Source organism: Streptococcus oralis (assembly GCF_019929345.1).
In the GTDB taxonomy this organism is placed as follows: Bacteria; Bacillota; Bacilli; order Lactobacillales; family Streptococcaceae; genus Streptococcus.
Genome location: NZ_JAHZPJ010000009.1, coordinates 1 through 25,471 on the forward strand (window position 1 = coordinate 1; position 25,471 = coordinate 25,471).

Annotated in this window: 20 protein-coding genes and 2 pseudogenes; 8 read left to right on the forward strand and 14 right to left on the reverse strand. The window is 41.9% G+C overall.

The genetic code is table 11. From position 1 onward, the window contains the following. Positions 1-159, forward strand: a pseudogene (locus K1I97_RS06590) (competence protein ComB); the annotation flags it as partial. Positions 160-490: 331 nt separating this feature from the next. On the opposite strand, the gene mraY reads toward K1I97_RS06590, so the two are convergent. The 4 genes from mraY to rsmH are packed head-to-tail and all read right to left on the reverse strand — an operon-like array spanning position 491 to position 5,010. Then, positions 491-1,471, reverse strand: coding sequence for a phospho-N-acetylmuramoyl-pentapeptide-transferase (mraY, locus tag K1I97_RS06595; RefSeq protein WP_223331902.1), 981 nt, complete (start codon positions 1,469-1,471; stop codon positions 491-493). A gap of 1 nt (position 1,472) precedes the next feature. After that, positions 1,473-3,728 carry a penicillin-binding protein PBP2X gene (gene pbp2x, locus K1I97_RS06600; protein ID WP_223331903.1) on the reverse strand — a complete coding sequence of 752 codons (2,256 nt, stop codon included), beginning with the start codon at positions 3,726-3,728 and terminating at the stop codon, positions 1,473-1,475. Positions 3,729-3,731: 3 nt separating this feature from the next. Then, on the reverse strand, positions 3,732-4,049 hold the full coding sequence (gene ftsL / locus K1I97_RS06605) for a cell division protein FtsL (protein ID WP_000840795.1): 318 nt from the start codon (positions 4,047-4,049) through the stop codon (positions 3,732-3,734). Positions 4,050-4,059: 10 nt separating this feature from the next. Continuing rightward, entirely contained in the window at positions 4,060-5,010 is a 951-nt protein-coding gene (rsmH, locus tag K1I97_RS06610) for a 16S rRNA (cytosine(1402)-N(4))-methyltransferase RsmH (protein ID WP_223331904.1), read from the reverse strand. A 162-nt stretch (positions 5,011-5,172) separates the two neighbouring features. Between rsmH and K1I97_RS06615 the strand changes: the two genes are divergently transcribed. The 7 genes and pseudogenes from K1I97_RS06615 to K1I97_RS06645 form a co-directional block, all read left to right on the forward strand. Further along, complete coding sequence (locus K1I97_RS06615) at positions 5,173-5,367, forward strand: helix-turn-helix transcriptional regulator (RefSeq protein WP_001082470.1); 195 nt, start codon at positions 5,173-5,175, stop codon at positions 5,365-5,367. 15 nt (positions 5,368-5,382) lie between these two features. Further along, the gene (locus K1I97_RS06620; RefSeq protein WP_223331905.1) at positions 5,383-5,925 is read left to right on the forward strand and encodes a DUF3278 domain-containing protein; all 543 of its coding nucleotides are present in this window, start codon (positions 5,383-5,385) and stop codon (positions 5,923-5,925) included. A gap of 10 nt (positions 5,926-5,935) precedes the next feature. Further along, the gene (locus tag K1I97_RS06625; protein WP_084976023.1) at positions 5,936-6,277 is read left to right on the forward strand and encodes a hypothetical protein; all 342 of its coding nucleotides are present in this window, start codon (positions 5,936-5,938) and stop codon (positions 6,275-6,277) included. Beyond that, on the forward strand, positions 6,265-6,867 hold the full coding sequence (locus tag K1I97_RS06630; protein WP_223331946.1) for a DUF3278 domain-containing protein: 603 nt from the start codon (positions 6,265-6,267) through the stop codon (positions 6,865-6,867). Before K1I97_RS06625 ends, K1I97_RS06630 begins: the two co-directional genes overlap by 13 nt. Beyond that, complete coding sequence (locus K1I97_RS06635; protein WP_223331906.1) at positions 6,864-7,340, forward strand: glutathione peroxidase; 477 nt, start codon at positions 6,864-6,866, stop codon at positions 7,338-7,340. Before K1I97_RS06630 ends, K1I97_RS06635 begins: the two co-directional genes overlap by 4 nt. Positions 7,341-7,683: 343 nt before the next feature. Next, the gene (locus K1I97_RS06640; protein ID WP_223331907.1) at positions 7,684-13,269 is read left to right on the forward strand and encodes an alpha-L-fucosidase; all 5,586 of its coding nucleotides are present in this window, start codon (positions 7,684-7,686) and stop codon (positions 13,267-13,269) included. A gap of 209 nt (positions 13,270-13,478) precedes the next feature. Beyond that, a pseudogene (locus K1I97_RS06645) lies at positions 13,479-13,739 on the forward strand (IS3 family transposase); the annotation flags it as partial. A gap of 306 nt (positions 13,740-14,045) precedes the next feature. Here K1I97_RS06645 and K1I97_RS06650 read toward each other — a convergent pair. From K1I97_RS06650 to rpsL, 10 genes are all read right to left on the reverse strand, one after another. Continuing rightward, positions 14,046-15,386, reverse strand: coding sequence for an LPXTG cell wall anchor domain-containing protein (locus tag K1I97_RS06650; protein ID WP_223331908.1), 1,341 nt, complete (start codon positions 15,384-15,386; stop codon positions 14,046-14,048). Between the two features lie 554 nt (positions 15,387-15,940). Further along, positions 15,941-16,156 carry a capsule biosynthesis transcriptional regulator gene (locus K1I97_RS06655; protein ID WP_001130035.1) on the reverse strand — a complete coding sequence of 72 codons (216 nt, stop codon included), beginning with the start codon at positions 16,154-16,156 and terminating at the stop codon, positions 15,941-15,943. 102 nt (positions 16,157-16,258) lie between these two features. Further along, complete coding sequence (locus K1I97_RS06660) at positions 16,259-17,155, reverse strand: SPFH domain-containing protein (protein ID WP_129325938.1); 897 nt, start codon at positions 17,153-17,155, stop codon at positions 16,259-16,261. A gap of 77 nt (positions 17,156-17,232) precedes the next feature. Beyond that, on the reverse strand, positions 17,233-18,483 hold the full coding sequence (ilvA, locus tag K1I97_RS06665; protein ID WP_223331909.1) for a threonine ammonia-lyase IlvA: 1,251 nt from the start codon (positions 18,481-18,483) through the stop codon (positions 17,233-17,235). Positions 18,484-18,562: 79 nt separating this feature from the next. Continuing rightward, positions 18,563-19,585 carry a ketol-acid reductoisomerase gene (gene ilvC / locus K1I97_RS06670; RefSeq protein WP_000290683.1) on the reverse strand — a complete coding sequence of 341 codons (1,023 nt, stop codon included), beginning with the start codon at positions 19,583-19,585 and terminating at the stop codon, positions 18,563-18,565. Positions 19,586-19,650: 65 nt separating this feature from the next. Next, complete coding sequence (ilvN, locus tag K1I97_RS06675; RefSeq protein WP_061415946.1) at positions 19,651-20,127, reverse strand: acetolactate synthase small subunit; 477 nt, start codon at positions 20,125-20,127, stop codon at positions 19,651-19,653. Beyond that, the gene (locus tag K1I97_RS06680; protein ID WP_223331910.1) at positions 20,120-21,820 is read right to left on the reverse strand and encodes an acetolactate synthase large subunit; all 1,701 of its coding nucleotides are present in this window, start codon (positions 21,818-21,820) and stop codon (positions 20,120-20,122) included. Before K1I97_RS06680 ends, ilvN begins: the two co-directional genes overlap by 8 nt. Positions 21,821-22,130: 310 nt before the next feature. Continuing rightward, positions 22,131-24,212, reverse strand: a complete 2,082-nt coding sequence (gene fusA, locus K1I97_RS06685; protein ID WP_000090337.1) for an elongation factor G — start codon at positions 24,210-24,212, stop codon at positions 22,131-22,133. 275 nt (positions 24,213-24,487) lie between these two features. Next, the gene (gene rpsG, locus K1I97_RS06690; protein ID WP_000087873.1) at positions 24,488-24,958 is read right to left on the reverse strand and encodes a 30S ribosomal protein S7; all 471 of its coding nucleotides are present in this window, start codon (positions 24,956-24,958) and stop codon (positions 24,488-24,490) included. A gap of 19 nt (positions 24,959-24,977) precedes the next feature. Further along, complete coding sequence (rpsL, locus tag K1I97_RS06695) at positions 24,978-25,391, reverse strand: 30S ribosomal protein S12 (RefSeq protein WP_001142332.1); 414 nt, start codon at positions 25,389-25,391, stop codon at positions 24,978-24,980. Positions 25,392-25,471: the final 80 nt, after the last annotated feature.

Sequence of the window (25,471 nt, forward strand, 5' to 3'; positions counted from 1 at the left end):
ACCGAAAAAGGCAACTTCTTTAAAGTAGAGGCTGAAACGAGTTTAACAGATGAGCAGGCTGAGAAATTGCGTTATGGTATTGAGGGGCGAGCGGTCGTGATCACAGGTCGCAAGACCTACTTCAATTACTATTTAGATCTATTCTTAAGAAGAGATTGAGGAAAATCATCTGCTTCACTAGGATATACAGAAAGGCTCCCTTATCAACAAGGGGGCCTTTTGTGTGTTAGTAATGGGTCTTTGAGAAAAATAAATCTATCATTTCAACAATCCAAGAACTTCCATATTTAAACTTTGAACTCAAGTTCTTAAGATTTTCCTGAATATCTGAAACGATTGAATTTCAAGTATCATTTATGTCGAAATATTTCGATAAGGGGAGATTTCATTTTCGAAATACTAAAAACGCATAGCATCAAGTATTCAAATCCTTGATACTATGCGTTTTATCATGGAAAAATTTACTCAACGTGAAGCGCATTCTCTATTTTTACAGTAGGTATAAAAAGGCTAAGGTCAAGAGACTTGCTAGAAGCCCAACTCCCCAAAAGAAGAAGTCAACCTTCCACTCGCTCCAAGGATTGCCCTTGCCTGAGAATCCTCCAAGCTCAAAATGATGATGTACAGGTGTCATACGGAAAATACGCTTTCCACCACTAAGTTTGAAGTAGGTAACCTGCATCATAACAGAGCTTGTCTCAAAAACATAGATAATCCCAATCAGTAAAAGAGTCCATTCTTGGTGGAGAGCCATAGAAATAGCTGCCAGCATCCCACCTAGAGCCAAACTTCCAACATCACCCATAAAGACCTTAGCAGGCTTGTGGTTAAAGACGAAGAAACCTAGCAAACCACCAATCATGGCAATAATCACAAGAAGGATATCCAGTTGATTTTGCATATAAGCAATCACACCGTAGGCCGATAAGCTAATCACCACTGAAATACTTGCTAAGCCGTCGATCCCATCAGTCAGATTCACCGCATTTGAAAAGCCAACTAGCCAGAAAAGGGCAAAGAAAATATAGAAAATACCCAGGTGCACTTGGTAGCCAAAAACTGAGAGCATGTCGCCACCACGCTCATAAAAGAGGTAGAAAATCACTCCTCCAAGCAGCTGGAGAGCAAGTTTTTGCTTGGGATTTAAGCCTTCGTTGATCTTGCGAAAGACCTTGAGAAAATCATCCAAAAAGCCTACCAAACCATATAAAACCAAGATAAACAAAATCATGCCTACATTGTTTGTCAATTGTTGGGTAAAGAGAGCGACAAGGAAGCTCACAACAACTGCAACAATAAGGAAGACAATACCTCCCATGGTTGGAGTCCCAGCTTTAGCTTGGTGTTGTTTGACATCCTCGTGCATCTGCTGACCCGTAATCTGTGCTTTTCGATAAAATCGGATAAAGGCTGGAATACCTATCAAGGTCAATAGAAAGGCCAGAATTCCAGCACTAATGGAACTAATCATCTTAATCTCCTAAAGTTATTTTCATTTTTTTAATGTCTTTGAGGGCCGTATTGGCACGGACACTTTGTTTTTTAACCGTTTTGCCACTACCTTCCCACTCGACTTCTATATTCAGCCATTTGGCGAATGTTTGCACATTTTCATCTGTCCAGCCGTACATATCAGGCATTTCTTCGACCTTATCTGACAGAATCAAGATCTGCTGATTGGCTTCCAAATTATCTCCTTCAGAAACCGAGAGTTCCTTGATCTTGGTTCCTGTTCCGATAACGATTGGTTGGACAAGGTTACGACGCAATTCCTCTGCTAGATCACCTGGGGTAAAGTCCTTGGTAGCTGGCATCGCATAGCTTGTTGTCTTGCTGACCTGATCCAAGCTCTTGGCAGTTGACTGAAGATTGAGGGATTCTTTCATGGCAGAAGCTCGCTCAAGGATTGGATTGGCAAACTCCCCAAGCTGAATACCTGAATAATGCTCTGGCTGTTGCACCGTTACATAGAGGATAAAGTCAGGATTTTCTGCAGGATGCATCGACACAACAGAGAAGATATAGTTGGTTTCACCTGTCAGGTAGCCCCCATTTTTCTCATCGGCAATCTGAGCAGTCCCTGATTTCAGGGCGACATTCTGACCTGGAACATTGACAGTTGCTTTTCCTGTGTTATGGTTGTACATGGTACCATAGACAGGATCTGTTCCGACCATGACCATGTGATCCCGAGTAGAGGACGCTGCCGCTTTTGATACAGGATTTCCGACGATTTCCTTTTGAGACTTACGGACAGACTGGTCATTTGGGTCATAGAGGGCACTGATAAATTTCGGCTCCAACATAACCCCATCGTTGGCAATGGCTGTAAAAGCACGAAGCATCTGGGTCTGGGTAACAGAAATCCCTTGTCCAAATGAACTCATGGCGATATTGACAATGTTATCCGCAGGTAATTGACCTGTGTACTCATCTGCCAGACCAAAACGGGTCGGCACCCCAAACTTAAAGCGGTTAAGATAGTCCAGCCAGGTTGCATCGCCCATCTTTTGCTCGAGCAAGGTCATCCCGATATTACTTGAGTGGGCAAAACCTTGGGAGAAGGTCATGGTTCCACCACTAGTCAATCCTTCATTGACGTCCCAGTCACGAATGGTCGCATCAGCTATTTTCAATTCACTACTGTTAAAGTATTCACCACCGGGGAAGGTGTTGTTATCAATAGCTGAGGCCAACATCATCACCTTCATGGTCGATCCTGGCTCATAGTTGCTTTGATAAAGGATATCACGCCAGACAAAGTCTTTTGTAATGCCATCCTTGGTATCTGCATTGAAGGTCGGCCGTTGAGTCGTAGCGAGGATTTCCCCTGTCTTAGCGCTAACCAAGGTAGCCGTCATGTACTTGCCTTTTACCTTTTCTTGGAAGAGATCCATCTGGGTTTCCATAAAGGATTGCAAAGGACTGGAAAGAGTTGTGTAGACATCCTTTCCATCTACCGTTTGTTGCGAGGCTTGTTCTGTTCCTGGAACAATATTTCCCAAGGGATCCTTTTCATAAGTAATGATTCCATCAGTCCCTGCAAGGATATTATTCAAGGAGCTTTCCATCCCTGATGTTCCAATTAAGCGTTTGGTGCCATCCTCATTTTCATGGAGTTGTGCGAGTCCGATAAAGGAAGAAGCAAACTGTCCATTGGGATAACTGCGGTTTGGACTAGTTGTAAAGTCAACCCCCTCAACCCCAGCTGTTTTGAGGTCATTTTTAATGGCCATCATATTGGCATAGGTAATCCCATTTCCCTTGGTCCCAAAAGATACTTGTTTCAGGTCTGGCTGAGAGAGTTGTTCTTTTACATAGGACTCATCCATCTCTAGGTACTTATGAAAAATCTCTGCTACTGTACTATATTGTGAGTCTTCTACATAGAGAATTTTTCCTGTTGCTGACTTGTAGGTCTTGTCAATAACGGCATAGATATTATACGATGTCGCATCTTCAGCGATAGGAACACCATTTCGATCATAGATGGTTCCCCGTTTTGCAGGAATCGTCTTGGTTGTTTGGTGAACCTTTTTGGCCTCTTTGACTAAGTCCTTGCCAAATTTGCTACCCGTTCCGATAATGACCGCAAAGTTAACCAAAAAGACAGCGAAGAGTATGACAGCCAATAAACTCAGGCTTTTCCCTACTCTTCGGCGGTTTTCTTCTGGAGATTTACGGTTACGAACGGCATAACGGATGATTTTTTCTTTCCACTGTTTCATTTCTTACTCCGCTGCTCGGATATTTTCGTTATTCAGCTGCAAATCCTTAGAGTTTGCAATTTCTTTCAAACGTTCTGAACGAATCAATTCATTGACCTCTTGCTTGGCATCGTCTAGCTCGGTTTTCTTTTCTTCGATTTGAGCATTGACCTTGGTCAATTCATTCTGAACTTGTAATAGCTTGGTCTGCATAAACACAACGCTAATTGCCAGGATAATCATTGTTGCAGCAATCGAAACATAGAAGGCCTTTTCTACACGTGAAAAACCTTTAAACTTCGTTTGCAATAACTGGCTTGTTTTTTCGATTCTTTCTGCCATGTTTTTCCTCTTACTTGTGAATTTTTCTAGCCACGCGCAACTTGGCTGAATGCGAACGATTGTTGGCTGCTAGCTCTTCAGCACTTGGCAAGATTGGCTTGCGGGATACCAATTCCATCTTGGGCTTAAGGTCATCTGGAATGAAGGGCAAGCCTTTGGGAACTTCCACTGTTGAAGCTTCCTTGAATAATTGCTTGGTCAAGCGGTCTTCCAGCGAATGGAAGGTAATGACCGAGATTCTACCATCCAGAGCCAGCATGTTCATGGCCTGCTGGATGGATTCATCTGCTGCACCCAGCTCATCATTGACTTCGATTCGGATAGCCTGAAAAATCTGCTTGGCAGGGTGCCCCTTTTTCTTGAGTTCCTTGGCAGGCTTGGCTGACTTGATAATCTCTGCCAACTCCGTCGTCGTCTCAATGGGTTTCACCTCACGCGCTTGCTCAATCTTACGGGCAATCTGTTTAGAGAATTTATCCTCACCATACTTGAAAAAGATCCGAACCAAGTCATGATAGTCATAATGATTGACCACCTCATAGGCCGTCAGACTAGCTTCCTGATTCATCCGCATATCCAGTGGCGCATCCTTTTTATAAGAAAAGCCACGCTCACGCTGATCTAGCTGAGGACTGGACACTCCCAAGTCATAACAAATTCCATCAATTTCCTGGACACCAGCCTCCTGCAAACGTGCCTGCAAATGACGGAAGTTATCCTTGATAAAGGTTACCATCCCCTTTTCGATATAGGGTGCCAACCGTTTTTGCGCATTGTCAATGGCATTCTGGTCCTGGTCAAAGGCATAGAGATGCCCTTTTTCGCTCAATTTACTTAATAAATATTCGCTATGGCCTGCTCCGCCCAAAGTCGCATCAACGTAGATACCGTCAGGTTTTACGTCAAGCATATCAATCGTTTCATGAAGCAAGACCGTTACATGATGAAATTCTTTTGTCATATCCTATCTATTTTACCACAAATCTGACCAGCTTGCACTTGTCAGACAAGGCTAAGTTTCTTCGAAAAAAATTCTCAAAAAAATGTCGCATATACTTGACACCCTCCTCCTAAAAGAATATAATATAGTCAAATATATACGACATATCGGAAAGGAGACCCTATGAATCGTGTGAAAGAATTCCGCAAGGAACTGGGCATTTCCCAACTCGAGCTCGCCAAAGATATCGGTGTCTCGAGACAGACCATCAACATGATTGAAAACGACAAGTACAATCCAACCCTAGAACTCTGTCTCAACCTTGCCCGTAGCCTCCAAACTGACCTCAACAGTCTCTTTTGGGAAGACGATTTTTAAAAAAGGAGCAAACTCATGAAAAAAGAAACTCTCACTGAAAAACTCATCAAACGCATATACGGTATTTCTGGTCCCCTTGACGAACACAAACGGCGCGAGGCCGATCGTATCGGAAATCAGGTCTTTATTGTCCTCTTTTATCTGATGACATTTGGCAACCTTATCCCGCTCGTTCTTGCCTATAAATACCCGCAAATTGTCGCTATCGGCTATCCTCTTGTGGTATTCGGCATTTCGATGATAGTTGCTCTCTATGTGATCTCTCAAACCAAGAAAACAGGCATCACAGCTATTGATCCCGAAATGCTGAGTCAAAAAGAAAGCAAACAGCTACATTTCCCTGGTCTAAAAGCCGGCCTAATCTATGGCATGGGCATGTTCTTTGGAATACCGCTTCTGAATGTCCTAACCGATGATAGCAAGGATTATCTTAGCTCTCTTTTAAATACAGGGCATTTTGTGTCAACTATCCTAGCAGCCTTCTTCTTCGGATTAATAATGCAAATGAGCGTCTCTCTTCGCATTCGAAAAGCAAAGAAAGACCAAGAAGACGACTAGGAGGTGCCTTATGAAATCACTAGCTAGACTACTGATCAGTCATGTTTTTATCAGTATCTTTATTACCTTTTTCCTACTTTCTGGACATATTGAGCATCCTTTCTTGATTATCTTTCTTTTATTCCTTCCTGTATTGAACAAGGGACAGAGATTCCAGAAAATCCAATCAAAAAAAATACGTCTTCTAAACGCATCTCTCTGTTTTATCCTCGTATCCTTTCCACAACTTTTAACAAATCCTATGGATTGGAGATACCTGGTATTTTTAATAATCTGTATCATTTTTAGTTTGGTTTACTTCTATACTCTCTATCAACTCTTTAAAGAAGTCAATCAAAAATCGCTCATTTAGGAGGTTACTCCCATGAAAAAGAAGATTTCACCACTCGCTTACTCAAACTATTCTTTCACATACAAGGGCCTTTTGATGAATGCCGTCAAGAGATGATTTACAAGGCTTGTGCCCGTGCCTTGATCCAAATCGTTTACTCCTCCCTCCTACTCTTCTTGTTCTATCTCCTATTTGGACGCTTCATAGAGTTAGTTCGAGATGCCATGCTCTACCTCTATTTTGGACTTATCTTCGTCCTCTCATCTAGGGCGAGACTAGCAGTTCGCGACTTACGTTTAGACAAGGATGACCCGTCCGAAATCCATCACAAAAGCTACAGCAAAAGTCAAATCAAAGTTCGTAGTTGGGGTGTATTCCTCAGCATTCAGCTTGGTCTCTTCCTCTTACTAATCTTTCACAAACTCTTTGTTCAGCATCTTCCCCTCGATACCTTTTGGGACAATCTCTCCCAGTTCAATAAAACGCTCCCTTTACTAGTCTTGGGATTGGGAATTGGTGCCATCTTTGGAACCATAACCTACGTCTTTTTATCGGAACACGAGATGAAACACTCTGAATCAGGAATGCATAAGGAGAATATAGAAAAATGACCAGTATATATGATTTTTCCGTTTTGAACCAAAACAACCAATCAACTTCCCTAGAGAGCTATCGTGGCAAGGTTCTCTTGATTGTCAACACTGCTACTGGATGTGATTTAACGCCCCAGTACCAAGGACTTCAAGAACTCTATGAACGCTATCAAGATCAGGGTTTTGAAATCTTAGATTTCCCTTGCAATCAATTTATGGGACAAGCACCCGGTAGCGCAGAGGAAATCAATAGCTTCTGCAGCCTACACTATCAAACAACTTTCCCTCGCTTTGCCAAGATCAAGGTCAACGGCAAGGAAGCAGCTCCTCTTTATGTTTGGATAAAAGACCAGAAATCTGGTCCGCTAGGAAAACGAATAGAATGGAATTTTACTAAGTTTCTCATTGACCGAGATGGACAAGTCCTTGAGCGCTTCTCTTCCAAAACAGACCCCCAAACCATCCAAGAGTTCCTCCCCAAAATACTCTAATTTCTTTTTAAAACGTATTCTTTCATTTAGTTTGAGACATGAAAGGATGCGTTTTTTCTTTAAAAAGTAACGGATTTTCTTTAATTTATGCTTATTTTTTTGCTTTTTGCTATTGCAATTCTTTCATTAATTTAGTATATTTGTTATATTAAAAGTTTTCAGTCATTTTAAGGGAGAAATGACCTTTTAAATTTTTTTATCTTAAAATGAAAGCGCTTTATAAACAGGAGGTAAGGTGGCTTACAAATTATCAGAGAGTTTTTATCTTTAAATCAAGTTGTAACCAAGTCAGACTTGGGCTCGGGCAGTAGCTGACTGCCTTTCTAAAAACTAGGAGTATATTATGAATCGATACCTTTTTGAAAAAGGGCAAACGTTTAGCATTCGAAAGTTGACTGTAGGTGTAGCCTCTGTCATCGTTGGACTGACATTTTTTGCTTCTGGAACCGTGCGTGCGGACGAAACATCTCCTGCCACGACATCCAATTTAGATCAGCAAATGAAACAAGTAGCAGATATAGAAGAGACCAAGGCTGAACCAGTCAAAGAAGAAGGCCGTGTAGAAGCTGAAAAACAAGAAACGCCTGCTGCCGATACCAGCAGTGCTGATTTGCTCCCTGAAGACATTCAGGACCGTGCCTATCCAGACACACCTGTCAAAGAACTCGACACAAAGACTATCGTTGACCAGAAAGCTAGTCCTAAAGTAGAAACTGAGAGCATTCTAAAAGATAAGGAAAAAGCTACAAAGGAAGCTGAGAACGGAAACCGTGCTATTATTAACGGTGGACAAGACCTCAAGCACATCAACTACGAGGGACAACCCGCAACTGCTGCAACTATGGTCTACAGCATTTATAATGGTGGGGCTCAACGATACATCGTTTCTGGCTCTGGTATTTTCGTATCTCCTAACGTCTTCTTGACAGTTGCGCACAACTTTTTAGACAAAGAGGGCCATGTTCGTGGCGGAGATTCTGCGCGCTTCTATTACAATCTAGGCTCCAACACTCCCGTTAAAAATTCTCAGCCAAATTCAGGAAATACCACACTCTTTCAAGAGAAAGATATCCACTTCTGGAACAAAGAAGAGTTTAGCAAGGGATATCAAAATGACTTGGCAGCAGTTGTATCACCTGTCCCTATACAAATTGCAAGCCCAAATAAAGCAGCAACTTTTGCACCACTCGCTGAGCATAAGACTTACAAAGCAGGGGATCCTGTCAGCACGATTGGTTACCCAACTGACTCAAGCTCAAAAGAACTCAAACAGCCTATCGTAGCTGGACAACTCTATAAGGCTAACGGCAAGGTAAAATCTGTTGATCCTTATGATGACAAGGGAGCTACTGGCATCACTTACCAAACAACTTCTGTATCTGGTTTGTCTGGTGGCGGAATTATCAATGGTGATGGAAAAGTCATCGGCGTACACCAACACGGAACGGTTGACAACGGTGTGCCTGAGAAAGACCGCTTCGGTGGCGGACTTGTCCTCTCTCCTGAGCAACTCAAATGGGTCAAAGATATCATTGACAAATATGGTGTCAAGGGCTGGTATCAAGGTGATAATGGCAAACGCTACTACTTTACACCCGAAGGTGAAATGCTTAGAAATAAGACAGCTGTCATCGGAGAAAATCAGTACTCCTTTGATGAGAGCGGTATCGCTACTCTAGTCAAGGGAATTGATTACGGACGTGTGGTTATCCAACACGTGGACGAAGCAGGCAATACAGTCAAAGAAAACGATACTTTCTTAGACAAAACAGAAGTGGGAACTGGCTTTGACTATGATTTCAAGAAAGCAATCACTCCAACCGAATTCTACAAGCAAAACCTAGAGAAATACCAGATTGTTTCCATCGATGGGGTCGAGATTCAGAAGCAACTAAAAGACGAGTGGAACCACAATGTCGTTAGTAAAACAGCTCCTGGAACCCGTGTCATCAAGGTGGTCTATAAAGTTAACAAAGGCTCCTTCAAGGTTTACTACCGTCAAAAAGGAACCACTACTGAACTAGCGGAAGCGACAGTTGATAACAATGAAGGTCAAGAGTATGACGTTTCCTTTGTCAACACTTTCCATGCAAAAGACATTTCTGGATACCGTCCAGTCAAGGCTAGTTTGGAAGCAACCATCCAGCATAAAGGTGTGAATGAAGTCGTCTTTGAATACGAACCAATCGCTGATACATCCAATCCAACGACTGCGACTCCTCCAGTTGCTCATCCAGAAGATAAAGAAACTGAGATTGGCAATCATGGACCTCTTCCAAGCAAGGCCCAACTCGATTACCACAAGGAAGAATTGGCGGCCTTCATTCACTACGGAATGAACACTTATACTAATTCCGAGTGGGGAAATGGAAAAGAAGACCCTCGATACTTCAATCCAACCAACTTGGATACAGATCAGTGGATCCGTACCCTGAAGGAAACGGGCTTCAAACGAACCATTATGGTGGTTAAACACCACGACGGTTTCGTTGCTTACCCATCTAAGTACACCAACCATACCGTAGCTGCTAGTCCATGGAAAGATGGAAAGGGTGACCTTCTCGAAGAAGTTTCCAAATCTGCTAGTAAGTACGATATGAATATGGGTGTTTACTTGTCACCATGGGATGCCAACCATCCAAAATACCATGTTGCAACCGAAAAAGAATACAACCAATACTATCTCAACCAACTGAAAGAAATCCTTGGCAATCCGAAATACGGAAATAAAGGCAAATTCATCGAAGTTTGGATGGATGGTGCGCGTGGTAGCGGTGCCCAAAAAGTAACCTATACCTTTGATGAATGGTTCAAATACATCAAAGAAGCTGAAGGAGATATCGCCATCTTCTCTGCTCAACCGACAAGTGTTCGCTGGATTGGAAATGAACGTGGTATCGCAGGTGACCCTGTATGGCATAAAGTCAAAAAGGCCAATATCACAGACGATGTGAAAAACGAATACCTCAACCACGGTGACCCAGATGGTGATATGTACTCTGTAGGGGAAGCTGACGTTTCGATCCGTTCTGGTTGGTTCTACCATGACAATCAACAGCCGAAATCACTCAAAGAGTTGATGGACATCTACTTCAAGTCTGTTGGTCGTGGAACCCCACTCCTTCTCAATATTCCACCAAATAAAGAAGGAAAATTTGCAGATGCGGATGTGGCTCGCTTGAAGGAATTCAAGGCAACCCTAGACCAAATGTATGCGACTGACTTTGCCAAAGGTGCCACTGTAACAGCAAGTTCTACTCGTCAGAACCACCTCTACAAAGAAAGTCACCTGACTGACGGTAAAGATGATACGAGCTGGGCGCTCTCAAATGATGCCACAACTGGTAGTTTCACAGTCGATTTAGGGCAAAAGAGACGTTTTGATGTTGTTGAACTCAAAGAAGACATCGCCAAAGGTCAACGTATCTCTGGTTTCAAGATTGAAGTTGAAATCAACGGACGCTGGGTGACTTACGGAGAAGGTTCAACTGTTGGTTACCGTCGCTTGATTCAAGGTAAGCCTGTAGAGGCACAAAAAATCCGTGTGACCATCACAGGAGCACAAGCTACACCAATCTTGAACAACTTCTCTGTCTACAAAACACCAAGTAGTATCGAAAAGACAGACGGCTACCCTCTTGGACTTGAATACCACTCAAATACAACAGCAGATACAGCCGGTACAACTTGGTACAATGAATCTGAAGGTGTTCGTGGCACTTCTATGTGGACCAATCAAAAAGATGCCAAAGTAAGCTATACCTTCACAGGAACCAAGGCCTATGTCGTCTCTACAGTTGACCCAGGTCATGGAGAAATGTCCGTCTACGTTGATGGCCAAAAAGTTGCGGATGTGCAAACCAAGAATGCTAGCCGTAAACGTAGTCAAAAAGTCTTTGAAACAGGCGATTTAGCACCTGGCCAACATACTATTACCCTCGTTAATAAAACAGGTGAACCAATTGCTACAGAAGGAATCTACACCCTAAACAATGATAGCAAGGGAATGTTTGAACTCGAGTCTACTAACTATGAAGTCGAAAAAGGAAAACCAGTCACTGTTAAAATTAAACGTGTTGGTGGAAGCAAGGGAACTGCTACTGTTCGCTTTATCACGGAACCTGGAACTGGAGTTCACGGTAAGGTTTACCAAGATACAACTCAAGATGTGACTTTTGAAGATGGAGAAACAGAAAAGACTGTTACCATCCCAACGATTGACTTTACAGAACAAGCCGACTCTGTCTTTGACTTCAAAGCCAAGCTCACTTCTGTTTCTGATGGTGCCTTGCTCGGTTTTGCTACCGATGCAACGATTCAGGTGATGAAGGCTGAATTGCTAATTAAGGATCAAACAAGTTATGATGACCAAGCTAGTCAGTTGGATTACAGTCCTGGCTGGAACCACGAAACCAATTCCGCAGACAAATACCAAAAGACGGAGTCTTGGGCTTCCTTTGGTCGCTTAACTGACGAGCAAAAGAAAAAGACAACTGTAACAGCTTACTTCTACGGTACTGGACTTGACATCAAGGGATTTGTAGATCCAGGTCACGGTATCTACAAGGTCTTCTTAGATGGTAAAGAAGTTCCTTACCAAGATGGCATGGGAAATTCTTCGACTATTGATGGCAAGAAATACTTTAGCGGTCACGCTGCCCAACGCCAAGGCAATCAAACTCTGGTTAGCCTAAAAGGTCTTGATGAAAACTTGCACGCAGTCACCCTTCAACTAGATCCTGATCGAAACGATTTGTCTCGAAACATCGGTATTCAGGTGGATCAATTCATCACTCGTGGTGAAGGAAGCGAACTCTACAGCAAAGAAGAGCTTCTCCAATCCATCACTAAATGGAAGGACGATTTGGCTAACTTTGACCCAACAGGATTGAAAAATACACCTGCTGCACGCCAAGCTTTCCAAGCAAATCTAGACAAATTGAGAAACCAACTCAGCGCTGAAACTGTAGATGCTCAGGATGTTATGTTGACAGTAAGTACTTTGCAAGATATTCTCAGCAAGGACGAAAACTACCAAAAACCTGGCGAAGAACCTAGTCCAGAACAGCCTGCTGAACCGAAACAGCCGGAAATCGAATACAATAAGGCCATGGCTAGCTTGACAGAAGCCATCGAGAAAAAAGTCGGTGAGCTTGGAACTAACAATGAAGCTAAGAAGAAATTAATTGAACTTGCAAACCAAGCAATCGCTGCAATTCAAGAGGCCAAGACTCAAGAAGAAGTTAATAAAGCGCTAGAATCCGCTCTTGAACAAATTAACAAGCTTGAAGCAGCTAAGCCTGAGAAATCGGCTGAACCAGAGAAACCAGCTGAACCAGAGAAACCAGCTGAACCAGAGAAACCAGCTGAACCAGAGAAACCGGCTGAACCAGAGAAACCAGCTGAACCAGAGAAACCAGCTGAGCCTGAGAAACCAGCTGAGCCTGAGAAACCAGCTGAGCCTGAGAAACCAGCTGAGCCTGAGAAACCGGCTGAACCAGAGAAACCGGCTGAACCAGAGAAACCGGCTGAACCAGAGAAACCGGCTGAACCTGAGAAACCAGCTGAGCCTGAGAAACCAGCTCAACCGGAGAAACCAGCTGAACCGGAGAAACCAGCTGAACCAGAAAAACCAGCTGAACCAGAAAAACCAGCTGAACCAGAAAAACCAGCTGAACCAGAAAAACCAGCTGAACCGGAGAAACCAGCTGAACCTGAGAAACCAGCTGAGCCTGAGAAACCAGCGCCGGTCGTAACAGACAATTTACCAGCAAAAGATGAAAAAGTTCCTTCTGCAACTACAGTCAAACAAGAAAAGGAAAAACAACTCCCAGAAACTGGGGAACAAGAAGGAAACACCTTCCTCTTCTTGGCGGCAATTACTTCAGTCTTGTCTCTCCTCATCTTCCAAAAGAATTTCGAAGACTAACAAATATCTTTGATTGATTCTTTTCCATTATTTCAGTTCCCCCGTTGAGAAGACCATTTGGTCTTCTCTTTTTCTATTTTGAATAATCAAATTAAGTAGCACAATTTTATCATAAAATACTTCATAAGGAGTTTCCCTATTAAGACATTTTCGTAGTTTATGATTCAATTTATATCCCCACAGCAATCGGGCTAGCAATATCAACATATTTCTTAGACAAGAAGGGAATTCAGTCATTCATATCACGCAAGGGCAACAATCCAGACAATGGCATGATGGAATCTTTCTTTGGCATTCTTAAGTATGAGATGTTTTACGGATAGGAGAAGAACTTTAAGTCTTTAGAAGGCCTTGAACAAGCTATTGTCAACTACATTGGTTACCACAACAACAAACGAATCAAAATCAAACTAAAAGGACTTAGCCCTGTGCAATACAGAACTAAATCCTTTCAATCATTATTTATCTAGCATTTTGGAATCAATACAGAGCTGTGCAAAATTCGATTATCCTGTTTCCTCGTCAACAAAATAATCAAATACGGCTTTCAACATACCCCGTCAAATATTGACTTTAAGGAAAATAGTAAGAAAATATTCACTAGTATGAGAAACATTAGCGTCAGTAAGAAGTACATTATTCATGCTTTAGAGTGATCTTATTCAAACTAAACCTTGAATCCACTAATAAGCTCAGCAAAAATGGAGAGGGTAGCGATTGTCCTCTCCAGATTATAGTCGATACCAACCCACTACAGTTGACAAAGAATTTATATATTAATCCTCTTGTCTACGCTTTTGAGATAGACCTAGCAAACCTGCTACTGCCATCACTACACCTGCGCTTGCTAAAGCAACCGAACCTTTTTCTCCTGTATTCGGAAGTGTTTTGGCTGGTGCTGAATAAGCTAACTCTTGAGCTTGAGGAGCTACTGGTTCGTCTCCCTTCACATCTTTCACATCACTAGTAATATCAGACACAGCATGCTTAACCGAAACCTCTTGAATGCTTGCCTCTAAGTTGATTTTAGGAACTACTGCAAACAATCTTGGTAAATAGGGTTCATATAAATCAACATTAGGTCTTTTTACTGTTACTTTGAGAAAACTTGGATCAGTTGGCATATTGTAGCGATCATTGATGAGCTTTTTATTATAAATTTTATCCAGCTTAATCTTGATGTCTAGCACCTCGTCCTCGACTGCGCTATAACGATAACCTTCTATACCATCTACTGTGATATCCAGACCTTTTGCACGGTAGTCTGCTATGACCTGTTCAAAGGCTTGCTTGGCCTCACGTTGAGCCTTCAAGGCACTATTGGTATATTTAATAAAATCTTTTACCTCAGAGTTAAATTCTGCCTTAGACTTTCCACTATTCTTCCAAAACTCCGTTTGTGGTTCGATTGTAACACCTGCATTCGTTAAATCAAATCTCAATTTTTCTACGATTTTCTTTGTTTTTGCAACTAACTGAATATCATTTTGAAGATCTGCTAATTGTTTTTCAGTAGCTTTTTTAGCTTCTTCTACTGTCTTGTAAACCACCTCATCCTCACGATAAGCTATCATTCTGAGCGCTTCAGCTTCTTTTACTTTATCAGCTATAGATTTTTCAAGTTGGTCACGTTTTGCAATCAAGTCTTTAGCCGTTTTAACTTGCTTATCCATCGCTTCAGTTGCTTCCTGAATCGTATCGTACTCTGCTTTTTCTTCCTTATATCTTAGATTATTCTCATTAAGAAGTGATTTCAAATCTTGATAAGACTTAGAAAGATCTGCCTCTGTCTTAGGAGCTTCTTCTTTAGGTGCCGCTTCTTTAGATTTTGATTCCTCTGTTTTAGGACTCTCTGCCTCTACCTTAGGGGCTGGAGTTTCAGCTTTTGGAGCTGCTTCTACATCTGTTTTTGGACTTTCTACATCAACTTTCGGCTCTTCTGCCTTAGGAGCAGTTGATTCAGTAGCTACTGTTGCTGGAGCAGGAGTTGAAACCTCATCTGCACTAGCTGTTACCGCATTCACTGCACCAAAAAGAAGGGCTGCACTTACAAATAAGACTCCCGTAGCACCTTTTTTCATTTTACGAATAGAGCCATGTCCTTTATATTTAATCATTTTACATAAACCTCACTTTTACTTTTCATTTTTTTACGATGAGCAATCTAGCCAAGGTGGGCTAAAAAAACATTACACGGTAGAACATCTGATACTAAATAAAGCTAAGTCATTCCTCCCCTTCTCCTACATCTCCTCGCATTGATTGCAACTTTTATATTCTCAAATTCTTTGAGTGACTAGTTAATCTGCTCACATTTCCCTTATACAGATTTTCAAGGCCACCATTTTTGGCATTTATGAGAGCAAGAGGAGACTACATTTAATTACTAGTTTACTCCAAAATTCGGTAATTGTCAAGTTGGACTAGCCTTTAAAGCTTGATAGAATGGGATTCAGGCGTATTTCCGATTAATATTCACTCATCTGACACTCATAAACCTATATTATTCGCTTTTTAAAACTATTTTCTCAAATTTGAGGAGAGATAAGTTTATCTCACCCCCTTACTCTAAGCTTTCCAATACCTATTTCAGTTGATAAAGAGACATGTTTGATAACTGTTTGCAAAACAAAAGGCAGATCCATTTTAAGAATCTGCCTGTAAGCCTAGTTTAATCTTCAAATTTTTCATGATTCTTGTCATAAAAATCAATCAAGCCTAGGGCTGTTTCAAATGAAATATTTTTCACTTTTGCACGACCTTGTGCCAAAGCAATAATTGACATTTCACGTGCATTTGTTTCCTTAGAGATACGGTAACCTGTGATTTTCTTATCACGAACCCAGCCAACAACTGATTCTACTTTTTCAAAGTTTGACTTAGCCATGTTCTTCTCCTATTTCATTCTTTACGATGTTGAAATATAGCCATTTTGAGGACTATCCATTAAAAAAACATCTACTTATTGAAAACAAATAATGAATTGTTATTACTTAGCTTTTAAAGCTGATAATATGCTTGTTCGTATATCTTCAACTCCATCAGGATTTGCTGGTAGGAAGATGGTATTATTGCCCTTATTGTCTGCGAAATTATTCAAAGTATCCAAATACTGATTTGTTAATAGAATAGACATAATCTGGGCTTCCGTGAGTTCAACATTGGCTCCTTTTAATTCTTGAATAGAATCAGCAAGTCCGTCAACAATAGCCTTACGCTGTTCTGCAATCCCTACCCCGTGTAGACGATCTTTTTCTGCCTCTGCTTCCGCCGCTGTCACAATCTTAATCTTATCTGCTTCTGCAAGTTCTTGCGCAGCGACTCTCTTACGTTGGGCAGCATTGATTTCATTCATTGATTGTTTAACTTCAGCGTCAGGCTCAACCTTCGTAATCAATGTTTTTACAATGATGTAACCATATGTAGACATTTCTTCTGCTACTTGCTTTTGAACTTCTAATGCAATTTCATCTTTTTTCTCAAATAGTTCATCCAAGGTCAATTTAGGTACAGACGAACGCAAGGCATCCTCAATATAGGATTTGATTTGAGCTTCTGGTCTCATTAGTTTATAGTAAGCATCTGTGACATTATTCTCATTCACTCGATACTGAGTTGCCACATTCATGGTCACAAAGACGTTATCCTGCGTTTTTGTTTCCACGACAATCTCACTTTGCAATAGGCGCAACTGCACCCTGGCCGCAATTCTATCAATCCCAAAAGGAGCTCGCACATGAATCCCACTGTTACTCAACTTTTGGTATTTACCAAAGCGCTCAATAATGGCGACAGACTGCTGCCTTACAACATACACAGAGCTGATAATAATCACTGATGCAATCAGCACTAGAATTAATAGAATAAATAAAACATGTAAAACCATGGGAATCTCCCCCTTTCGTCATCCTCATTATAGCATCATCATATTTATTATGCAAATAATATGTTAGCAAATTTATTTTAGACTAGCATATTATATAAAGTCTCATTCCCATTTAAATTAATATAAGACGGGTCAAACTTCTCCATTCGATGAATCAATCCAGCATAATCATGCTTATTGGCAAGAGCTACCCCAATCAATACAGGACCTGTCCCCTTGCTTGCTCGTTTGATATATTCAAAACGAGTGATGTCATCATTTGGCCCCAAAATGTCATTTACAAACTCTCGTAGAGCTCCTGGACGTTGTGGGAAATTCACTACAAAGTAATGCTTGATTCCATCGTAAATCAAGGCACGTTCTTCCATCTCTGGCATACGGTTGATATCGTTATTTCCTCCAGAAATGATACAACAAATCGTCTTTCCTTTGATGTAGTCTGATAGAACTTCCAAGGCTGCAACGCTAGCAGCTCCGGCTGGTTCTGCTACAATACCTTGTTTGGAATAAAGATCAATCAAGGTTTCAGAAATCAATCCCTCATCCACTCCGATAAGCGTTTCAACATTCTTACGAGTCGCTTCATAAGTTAATTGTCCAACTTTTTGTACAGCTATCCCATCAGCAAACTTATCAATTTCTTTGAGTTTAACTGGTCCCCCAGCTTCAAAGGCAGCTTTCATAGAGCGAGCACCATTGGCTTCTACACCAATTACTTCGATAGCGGGATTGGTTTCCTTAATATAAGTTGAAACCCCTGCAATTAATCCGCCACCTCCTACTGGCACGAGTACTGTATCAAAATCGATAGACTCTTTACGGGCTTCTTCAAGAATTTCATAAGCTACAGTTCCTTGACCGGCCTGTACATGCGCATCATCAAAAGGATCGATAAAGGTTCTATTTTCTGAAACGGTGAATTCTTGAGCCGCCTTAGCCGAAGCGTCAAAAGTATCTCCAACCAACTTGATGGTCACGAAATCTCCACCAAAAAAGCGAACCTGCCCAATTTTTTGTTGTGGTGTAGTGATAGGCATAAAGATTGTTGCAGGAATCTTCATCTCATTACAAGTATAGGCAACACCTTGAGCGTGATTCCCCGCAGACGCACAGACTACACCACGCTCACGTTCTTCTCTTGTTAGTTGAGAAATGGCATAATAAGCTCCGCGAATCTTAAAAGAGCGAACTCGTTGCGCATTCTCCTTTTTTAAATAGATTTTAGCTCCATATTTCTCTGATAAATAATGATCATATTCTAGCGGTGTATTAACTACTACACCACTTAAAACTTTGTGGGCTTTCACCACGTCTTTTGCACTTAGCATTGTCTCCTCCTCAAATACTTTTCAAGATAAAAGGCGAGTCAGGTACCCCCAACTCGCCTTCTGTTCTTATTATCAAGAATTAGTTATAGATTTTGAATGCGTCGTCGTCGTTTTTACCAACGAAAGGCATTGCTTTACGCAATTCTGCACCAACTTTTTCAATTTCAAGGTTAGCTGCTTGTTCACGGTAAGCAGTGAGTTTTGGACGTCCAGCCTTGTAGTCATTTACAAAGTCATTTGCAAATTTACCATTTTGGATGTCTGCAAGAACTGCTTTCATGTTTTCTTTGACTTGCTCAGTAATCACACGTGGACCTGACACATAGTCACCGTATTCAGCAGTGTTTGAAATAGATTGACGCATTTTCTTGAATCCACCTTCATAGATCAAGTCAACGATGAGTTTCATTTCATGAAGAACTTCAAAGTAAGCCAATTCTGGGGCATAGCCTGCTTCTGTCAAGACTTCAAAACCTGCTTCGATAAGGGCAGTCAAACCACCACAAAGTACGGCTTGTTCACCAAACAAATCTTCTTCAGTTTCTTCTTTGTAAGTTGTTTCAAGCAAACCAACACGAGCTGCCCCAACACCTTTACACCAGTCCATAGCAATATTTTTCGCATTTCCTGTAGCGTCTTGATATACTGCATAAAGAGCCGGAACACCAAATCCTTCTTCGTAAGTACGGCGTACCAAGTGGCCTGGTCCTTTAGGAGCACACATGAAGACATCGACATCTGCAGGAACTTTGATAAATTCAAAGTGAATGTTGAAACCATGAGCAAATCCAACTGCATTTCCAGCTTCCAAGTTTGGAGCGATTTCTGCTTCGTACAATTCTTGTTGAATTTCGTCTGGTGCCAAGATCATGATAACGTCAGCCAATTTAGTTGCTTCTGCTACTGTGTAAGTATCAAATCCGTCTTCTTTTGCTTTGTCAAAAGATTTACCTGGACGCACACCGATAATGACATCACGACCTGAATCGCGCAAGTTTTGCGCATGCGCATGTCCTTGTGAACCATAACCGATTACGGCGATTTTTTTACCGTCAAGCGCTGCTACTTTAACATCTTTTTCGTATTCCATTTGAACTGCCATAGTTTTTCTCTCTTTTCTATTTTTTATTGCCTTAGAGGCTGGTTTAACAAATTTAAGCTGGATTTTTAATCACGGGTAAATCCGGTCGCACCCGTACGAGCGATATTTTTAATACCGTATGGTCGAATCACTCGTAATAAAGCTTCACTCTTTTCAGCATTTCCCGTCATCTGGATGGTGATTGAGCTTGGAGCCACATCTACTACCGTTGCACGGAAAGGTTGGATAATAGCCAAGATTTCTGCACGCTTTTCAGCTGGTGCTGCAATCTTCACCAAGATAACTTCTCTTTCCAAGTGTGGCTTATCCGTGATATCTCGAATGCGAATCACATCAATCTGACGATTGAGTTGCTTGATAATTTGCTCTACTTCATCGTGTGAAGCTACATCGATAATGATGGTAATGCGAGATACATTGGGGTTCTCCGTCGCACCAACTGAGATACTCTCAATATTGACTTGACGACGTGAAAGGACACCCGTAAAACGGTTCAGAACTCCTGAGCGATTTTGTAGTTTTGCTGTTAACATTCTACGCATGGAACTTCACCCCCAACATCTCATGATTACTCTTACCGGCTGGTACCATTGGTAAAACCTGTTCCTTACGAGAAATATCCACCTCGATAAACATCGGCACATCCTCCAGAATGACTTCTAAATCCTTCTCTATCGTCTCTGGATTATCAAATTTATAGTTTTTGATACCGTAGGCCTGTGCCATCAGCTGGAAGTCAGGGAGAGTGTCAAAGACTGACTCTGAAGTTCTACCCTCATAGAAGGATTCCTGCCACTGACGAACCATTCCTAGTGAGTGGTTATTCAACATGACAACCTTAATCGGCACCTTGTAGATGTTTAGGATAGCCAGCTCTTGGTTGGTCATTTGGAAGCCACCATCACCGACAAAAAGGATAACTTCTTTTTCTGGATTGGCAATCTTGGCTCCGATAGCCGCAGGAACTCCGAACCCCATGGTACCCAAACCACCTGAAGTGACTAACTGACGCTCATTTTGGTAAGGATAATACTGAGCCGTCCACATTTGGTGTTGGCCAACGTCTGTGACAACAATGGCATCCCCATTCGTCAACTCACCGATACGTTCAATAACAGCCTGCGGTTGAACCACACGTTCTTTCTTATCATAAGAACGAACGCGATTCTTGTCCTTGGTGACTTTGTCAATCCACTTTTCAGTATTGTTATGAACAGTTGGTTCTGCTAAAAGCATCTGCAAGGCTTTCTTAGCGTCCCCAACCACTGGAATATCTGCACTGATAATCTTACCAATCTCAGCTGGGTCAATGTCAATATGAGCAACCTTAGCATTCTTAGCAAAGGTCTTAGGATTGCCAGTCAGGCGGTCATCGAAACGGCAACCAATACTAATCATAAAGTCCGCTTCGGTCATTGCAATGTTGGCCGCGAAAGAACCGTGCATACCTCCCATTCCTAGGAAGAGCGGATGGCTAGTCGCAATCGTACCTTGCCCTAAAAGACTGGTCACCACTGGAATTTGGTAACGTTCAGCAAATTCATTGAGCTCGGCAGCTGCTTCTGCATAACTAATCCCACCACCTGCCAACAAAACAGGTTTCTTGGCTTTTGACAATTGCTTCAAGATTTTCTTGATTTGCATGTCATTCGGATCAAGCGTCGGTTGATAACTTGGTAAATTCACCTCTGGTGAATAGATGAAATCTGTCTCTAGAGCTGATACATCCTTTGGCAAGTCGATCACAACTGGCCCTGGACGACCGGTGGTTGCGATATGGACAGCTTCGGTGATGATACGTGGAATGTCCGCTGTCTCACGGACTTGGTAATTGTACTTGGTAATAGGCATGGTAATACCGACAATATCCGCCTCCTGAAAGGCATCTTTCCCAATCCCAGCTCGCGCAACCTGACCTGTAAAGACCAAAAGGGGAACGCTATCGCTCATGGCATCCGCAATCCCTGTAATGGCATTCGTTGCTCCCGGTCCACTCGTAACGACGGCAACACCCAACTTTCCAGTTGATTTGGCATAACCTTCAGCTTCATGCAAACACCCCTGTTCATGACGGCCTAAGATGTGGCGTATGCCTTTGAAATTATAGATAGCATCATATAAAGGCAAGACCGCACCACCAGGATAACCAAATATGGTATCAATTCCTAAATCACGAAGTGTTTCCAAAACTAGATCCGACCCTGTCTTAGGAGAGTCTAAACTGATTTTCTCCATTGTTCCCCTTTCTCTTCTCTTAAAAATAGCTTGTTACTATCATACCATTTTTTCAAAAATTTTCAAGACAAAAGAATCAATTTTCTGAATTTTCTATCTAAAAGTGTTTTTATGAATATTTTCCTCATTTTTATTTATACATTATCGAATTTAGGAATCTTTAACTACTTTAATTTATCAAATGAATGTGTTTTCTTTGTGAATAGAATTAGTATTTTCAGAACCTACATACTAACAACACCTTACGTGTATAAGGCAAATATAGAAAAAAGGAAGCCACTAAGTGACTTCCTTCTAGAGTGAGGACTGATTAGTCTTCACCTTTGTTTTTCTTAATGATTTCTTCTTGTACTGACTTAGGTACATCTTCGTAGTGGTCAAATACCATCATGAATGTACCACGTCCTTGCGATGCAGAACGAAGAACTGTTGCGTAACCGAACATTTCAGCAAGTGGAACGTAAGCACGAACGATTTGGCTGTTACCGTGTGCTTCCATACCATCTACACGTCCACGACGAGCAGTTACGTGACCCATAACATCACCAAGGTTCTCTTCAGGAACAGTGATGGTTACAAGCATCATTGGCTCAAGGATAGCTGGTTGTGCAGTCTTAGCAGCTTCTTTAAGAGCAAGTGAAGCCGCGATCTTGAAGGCAGTTTCAGATGAGTCGACATCGTGGTATGAACCATCGTAAAGCTTAGCTTTAACGTCAACCATTGGGTAACCTGCAAGAACACCGTTAGCCATAGATTCTACCAAACCTTTTTCAACCGCTGGGATAAATTCACGAGGAACCACACCACCGACGATTGCGTTTTCGAATTCGAATCCTTTACCTTCTTCGTTTGGACTAAACTCAATCCATACATCACCGAATTGACCTTTACCACCAGACTGACGTTTGAAGAATCCACGTGCTTGAGTAGAAGCGCGGAATGTTTCACGGTAAGATACTTGAGGAGCACCTACGTTCGCTTCAACTTTGAACTCACGACGCATACGGTCAACAAGGACGTCAAGGTGAAGTTCACCCATACCTGAGATAACTGTTTCACCAGTCTCAACGTTTGTTTCAACGCGGAATGTTGGATCTTCTTCAGCCAATTTTTGAAGGGCAATACCCATCTTGTCTTGGTCCGCTTTAGATTTTGGCTCAACCATCAATTGGATAACTGGTTCTGGAACGTGGATTGACTCAAGGATGATTTTAGCTTTTTCATCTGTCAATGAATCACCAGTAGTTGTATCCTTCAAACCAATAGCAGCTGCAATATCACCAGCATAAACGGTTTCGATTTCTTGACGACTATTGGCATGCAATTGCACAAGACGTCCGATACGTTCACGTTTACCTTTAGAAGTGTTCATTACGTAAGAACCTGATTGAAGAACACCTGAGTATACACGGAAGAATGTCAAACGACCTACAAATGGGTCTGTTGCAATCTTGAAGGCAAGAGCTGCGAATGGTTCTTCGTCAGATGCTGGACGAGTTTCTTCTTCATCTGTATCTGGGTTGATACCTTTGATCGCTGGGATATCAAGTGGGCTTGGAAGGTAGTCGATAACTGCATCAAGCATCAATTGAACACCTTTGTTCTTGAAGGCAGATCCACACAATACTGGGAAGAATTCAACGTTGATAGTTGCTTTACGGATAGCAGCTTTCAATTCTTCGTTAGTGATTTCTTCACCTTCAAGGTATTTCATCATCAAGTCTTCATCAGTTTCAGCAACTGCTTCAACCAATTTTTCACGGTATTCTTGAGCTTGGTCAAGGTATTCAGCTGGAATATCTTCTTCAAGGATATCTGTACCAAGGTCGTTAGTATAGATTTCAGCTTTCATCTTGATCAAGTCGATGATACCACGGAAGTCATCTTCAGCACCGATTGGCAATTGGATTGGGTGTGCGTTTGCTTGAAGACGGTCGTGAAGTGTGCTTACTGAGTAAAGGAAGTCCGCACCGATTTTGTCCATTTTGTTGGCAAATACGATACGTGGAACTCCGTACTCAGTTGCTTGGCGCCAAACTGTTTCAGTTTGAGGCTCAACACCAGATTGTGAGTCAAGAACAGTAACCGCACCGTCCAATACACGAAGAGAACGTTGTACTTCGATTGTGAAGTCCACGTGTCCTGGTGTGTCGATGATGTTTACGCGGTGGTTGTTCCATTGAGCTGTTGTCGCAGCAGATGTGATAGTGATACCACGTTCTTGCTCTTGCTCCATCCAGTCCATTTGTGACGCACCTTCGTGAGTTTCACCGATTTTGTGGATTTTACCAGTGTAGTAAAGAATACGCTCAGTAGTTGTTGTTTTACCGGCATCGACGTGAGCCATGATACCAATATTACGAGTTTTTTCAAGTGAAAATTCGCGTGCCATGAGGTTAGTTTCTCCTATTTTTTATTTTACAATCTATTATAACATTATTTAGAAAAAACGGATAGGCAGGACCTACCCGTTCTCAATGTTTATCTTGTTTTTGTTGGTTTCAACTTGTATACAAGTTGAATTGAACTCGGGCTAGAAGCTTAAGTTAACTGATTTGAACCCGAGCGAGGCCCGGTGCAAAAAAGATAAACTGCTTTGTGTTCACGGAACACTGCATCAGTTTCCTATTTTTGCCTTGGGCCTTTGCCGCTCTTGGTATCATTTTATTACCAACGGAAGTGTGCGAAGGCACGGTTAGCTTCAGCCATACGGTGAGTGTCTTCACGTTTCTTAACTGCTGCACCAGTGTTGTTCGCAGCGTCCAAGATTTCTTTTGCAAGACGGTCTTGCATTGTGTGTTCACCACGAAGGCGAGCGATGGTTACCAACCAACGAAGTCCAAGTGTTGTACGACGTTCTGGACGAACTTCAACTGGGACTTGGTAGTTAGATCCACCAACACGACGTGCACGTACTTCAAGTACAGGCATGATGTTTTCCATAGCTGTTTCAAATACTTCAAGTGCATCGTTACCAGTAGCTTCTTTGATTTGCTCAAAAGCACCGTAAACGATTGAAGCAGCTGTACCACGTTTACCATCAAGCATAACGCGGTTGATAAGACGAGTAACTAGTTGTGAATTGTAAAGCGGATCTGGCAATACGTCACGTTTTGGAGCTCTATTTTTACGACTCATTTCTCTTTATCCCCTTTCCTTATGCTTTTGGACGTTTAGTACCGTATTTAGAACGGCCTTGTTTACGATCGTTAACACCTGCAGTATCAAGTGCACCACGGACGATATGGTAACGTACCCCCGGAAGGTCTTTTACACGTCCACCGCGAAGAAGCACCACGCTGTGCTCTTGCAAGTTGTGTCCGATACCTGGGATGTAGGCAGTAACTTCGATAAGGTTGCTCAAACGTACACGAGCGAATTTACGAAGGGCAGAGTTAGGTTTTTTAGGTGTCATTGTTCCAACACGAGTTGCAACACCACGTTTTTGTGGTGAAGAAACGTTTGTTTGAACTTTTTTATGACTGTTGTAACCAACGTTCAAAGCTGGTGATTTAGATTTTTCTACTTTTGATTTACGCGGTTTGCGAACCAATTGGTTAATTGTAGGCATCTACATTCTCCTGTGTTTTTTTATTTTTGGTGATGATACACTTGGTGACAGCTACCATCTGTGTGTACTTTTGCAACATT

What these genes read in the sequence shown, in the direction of transcription:
- rpsG (WP_000087873.1), bottom strand. Translation starts at nt 24,958, where the DNA reads ATGAGTCGTAAAAATAGAGCTCCAAAACGTGACGTATTGCCAGATCCG.
- ilvC (WP_000290683.1), bottom strand. Translation starts at nt 19,585, where the DNA reads ATGGCAGTTCAAATGGAATACGAAAAAGATGTTAAAGTAGCAGCGCTT.
- K1I97_RS06640 (WP_223331907.1), top strand. Translation starts at nt 7,684, where the DNA reads ATGAATCGATACCTTTTTGAAAAAGGGCAAACGTTTAGCATTCGAAAG.
- K1I97_RS06620 (WP_223331905.1), top strand. Translation starts at nt 5,383, where the DNA reads ATGAAAAAAGAAACTCTCACTGAAAAACTCATCAAACGCATATACGGT.
- ilvN (WP_061415946.1), bottom strand. Translation starts at nt 20,127, where the DNA reads ATGCGTAGAATGTTAACAGCAAAACTACAAAATCGCTCAGGAGTTCTG.
- rpsL (WP_001142332.1), bottom strand. Translation starts at nt 25,391, where the DNA reads ATGCCTACAATTAACCAATTGGTTCGCAAACCGCGTAAATCAAAAGTA.
- ftsL (WP_000840795.1), bottom strand. Translation starts at nt 4,049, where the DNA reads ATGGCAGAAAGAATCGAAAAAACAAGCCAGTTATTGCAAACGAAGTTT.
- pbp2x (WP_223331903.1), bottom strand. Translation starts at nt 3,728, where the DNA reads ATGAAACAGTGGAAAGAAAAAATCATCCGTTATGCCGTTCGTAACCGT.
- K1I97_RS06635 (WP_223331906.1), top strand. Translation starts at nt 6,864, where the DNA reads ATGACCAGTATATATGATTTTTCCGTTTTGAACCAAAACAACCAATCA.
- K1I97_RS06615 (WP_001082470.1), top strand. Translation starts at nt 5,173, where the DNA reads ATGAATCGTGTGAAAGAATTCCGCAAGGAACTGGGCATTTCCCAACTC.
- rsmH (WP_223331904.1), bottom strand. Translation starts at nt 5,010, where the DNA reads ATGACAAAAGAATTTCATCATGTAACGGTCTTGCTTCATGAAACGATT.
- mraY (WP_223331902.1), bottom strand. Translation starts at nt 1,471, where the DNA reads ATGATTAGTTCCATTAGTGCTGGAATTCTGGCCTTTCTATTGACCTTG.
- K1I97_RS06650 (WP_223331908.1), bottom strand. Translation starts at nt 15,386, where the DNA reads ATGATTAAATATAAAGGACATGGCTCTATTCGTAAAATGAAAAAAGGT.
- K1I97_RS06625 (WP_084976023.1), top strand. Translation starts at nt 5,936, where the DNA reads ATGAAATCACTAGCTAGACTACTGATCAGTCATGTTTTTATCAGTATC.
- K1I97_RS06655 (WP_001130035.1), bottom strand. Translation starts at nt 16,156, where the DNA reads ATGGCTAAGTCAAACTTTGAAAAAGTAGAATCAGTTGTTGGCTGGGTT.
- K1I97_RS06660 (WP_129325938.1), bottom strand. Translation starts at nt 17,155, where the DNA reads ATGGTTTTACATGTTTTATTTATTCTATTAATTCTAGTGCTGATTGCA.
- ilvA (WP_223331909.1), bottom strand. Translation starts at nt 18,483, where the DNA reads ATGCTAAGTGCAAAAGACGTGGTGAAAGCCCACAAAGTTTTAAGTGGT.
- fusA (WP_000090337.1), bottom strand. Translation starts at nt 24,212, where the DNA reads ATGGCACGCGAATTTTCACTTGAAAAAACTCGTAATATTGGTATCATG.
- K1I97_RS06680 (WP_223331910.1), bottom strand. Translation starts at nt 21,820, where the DNA reads ATGGAGAAAATCAGTTTAGACTCTCCTAAGACAGGGTCGGATCTAGTT.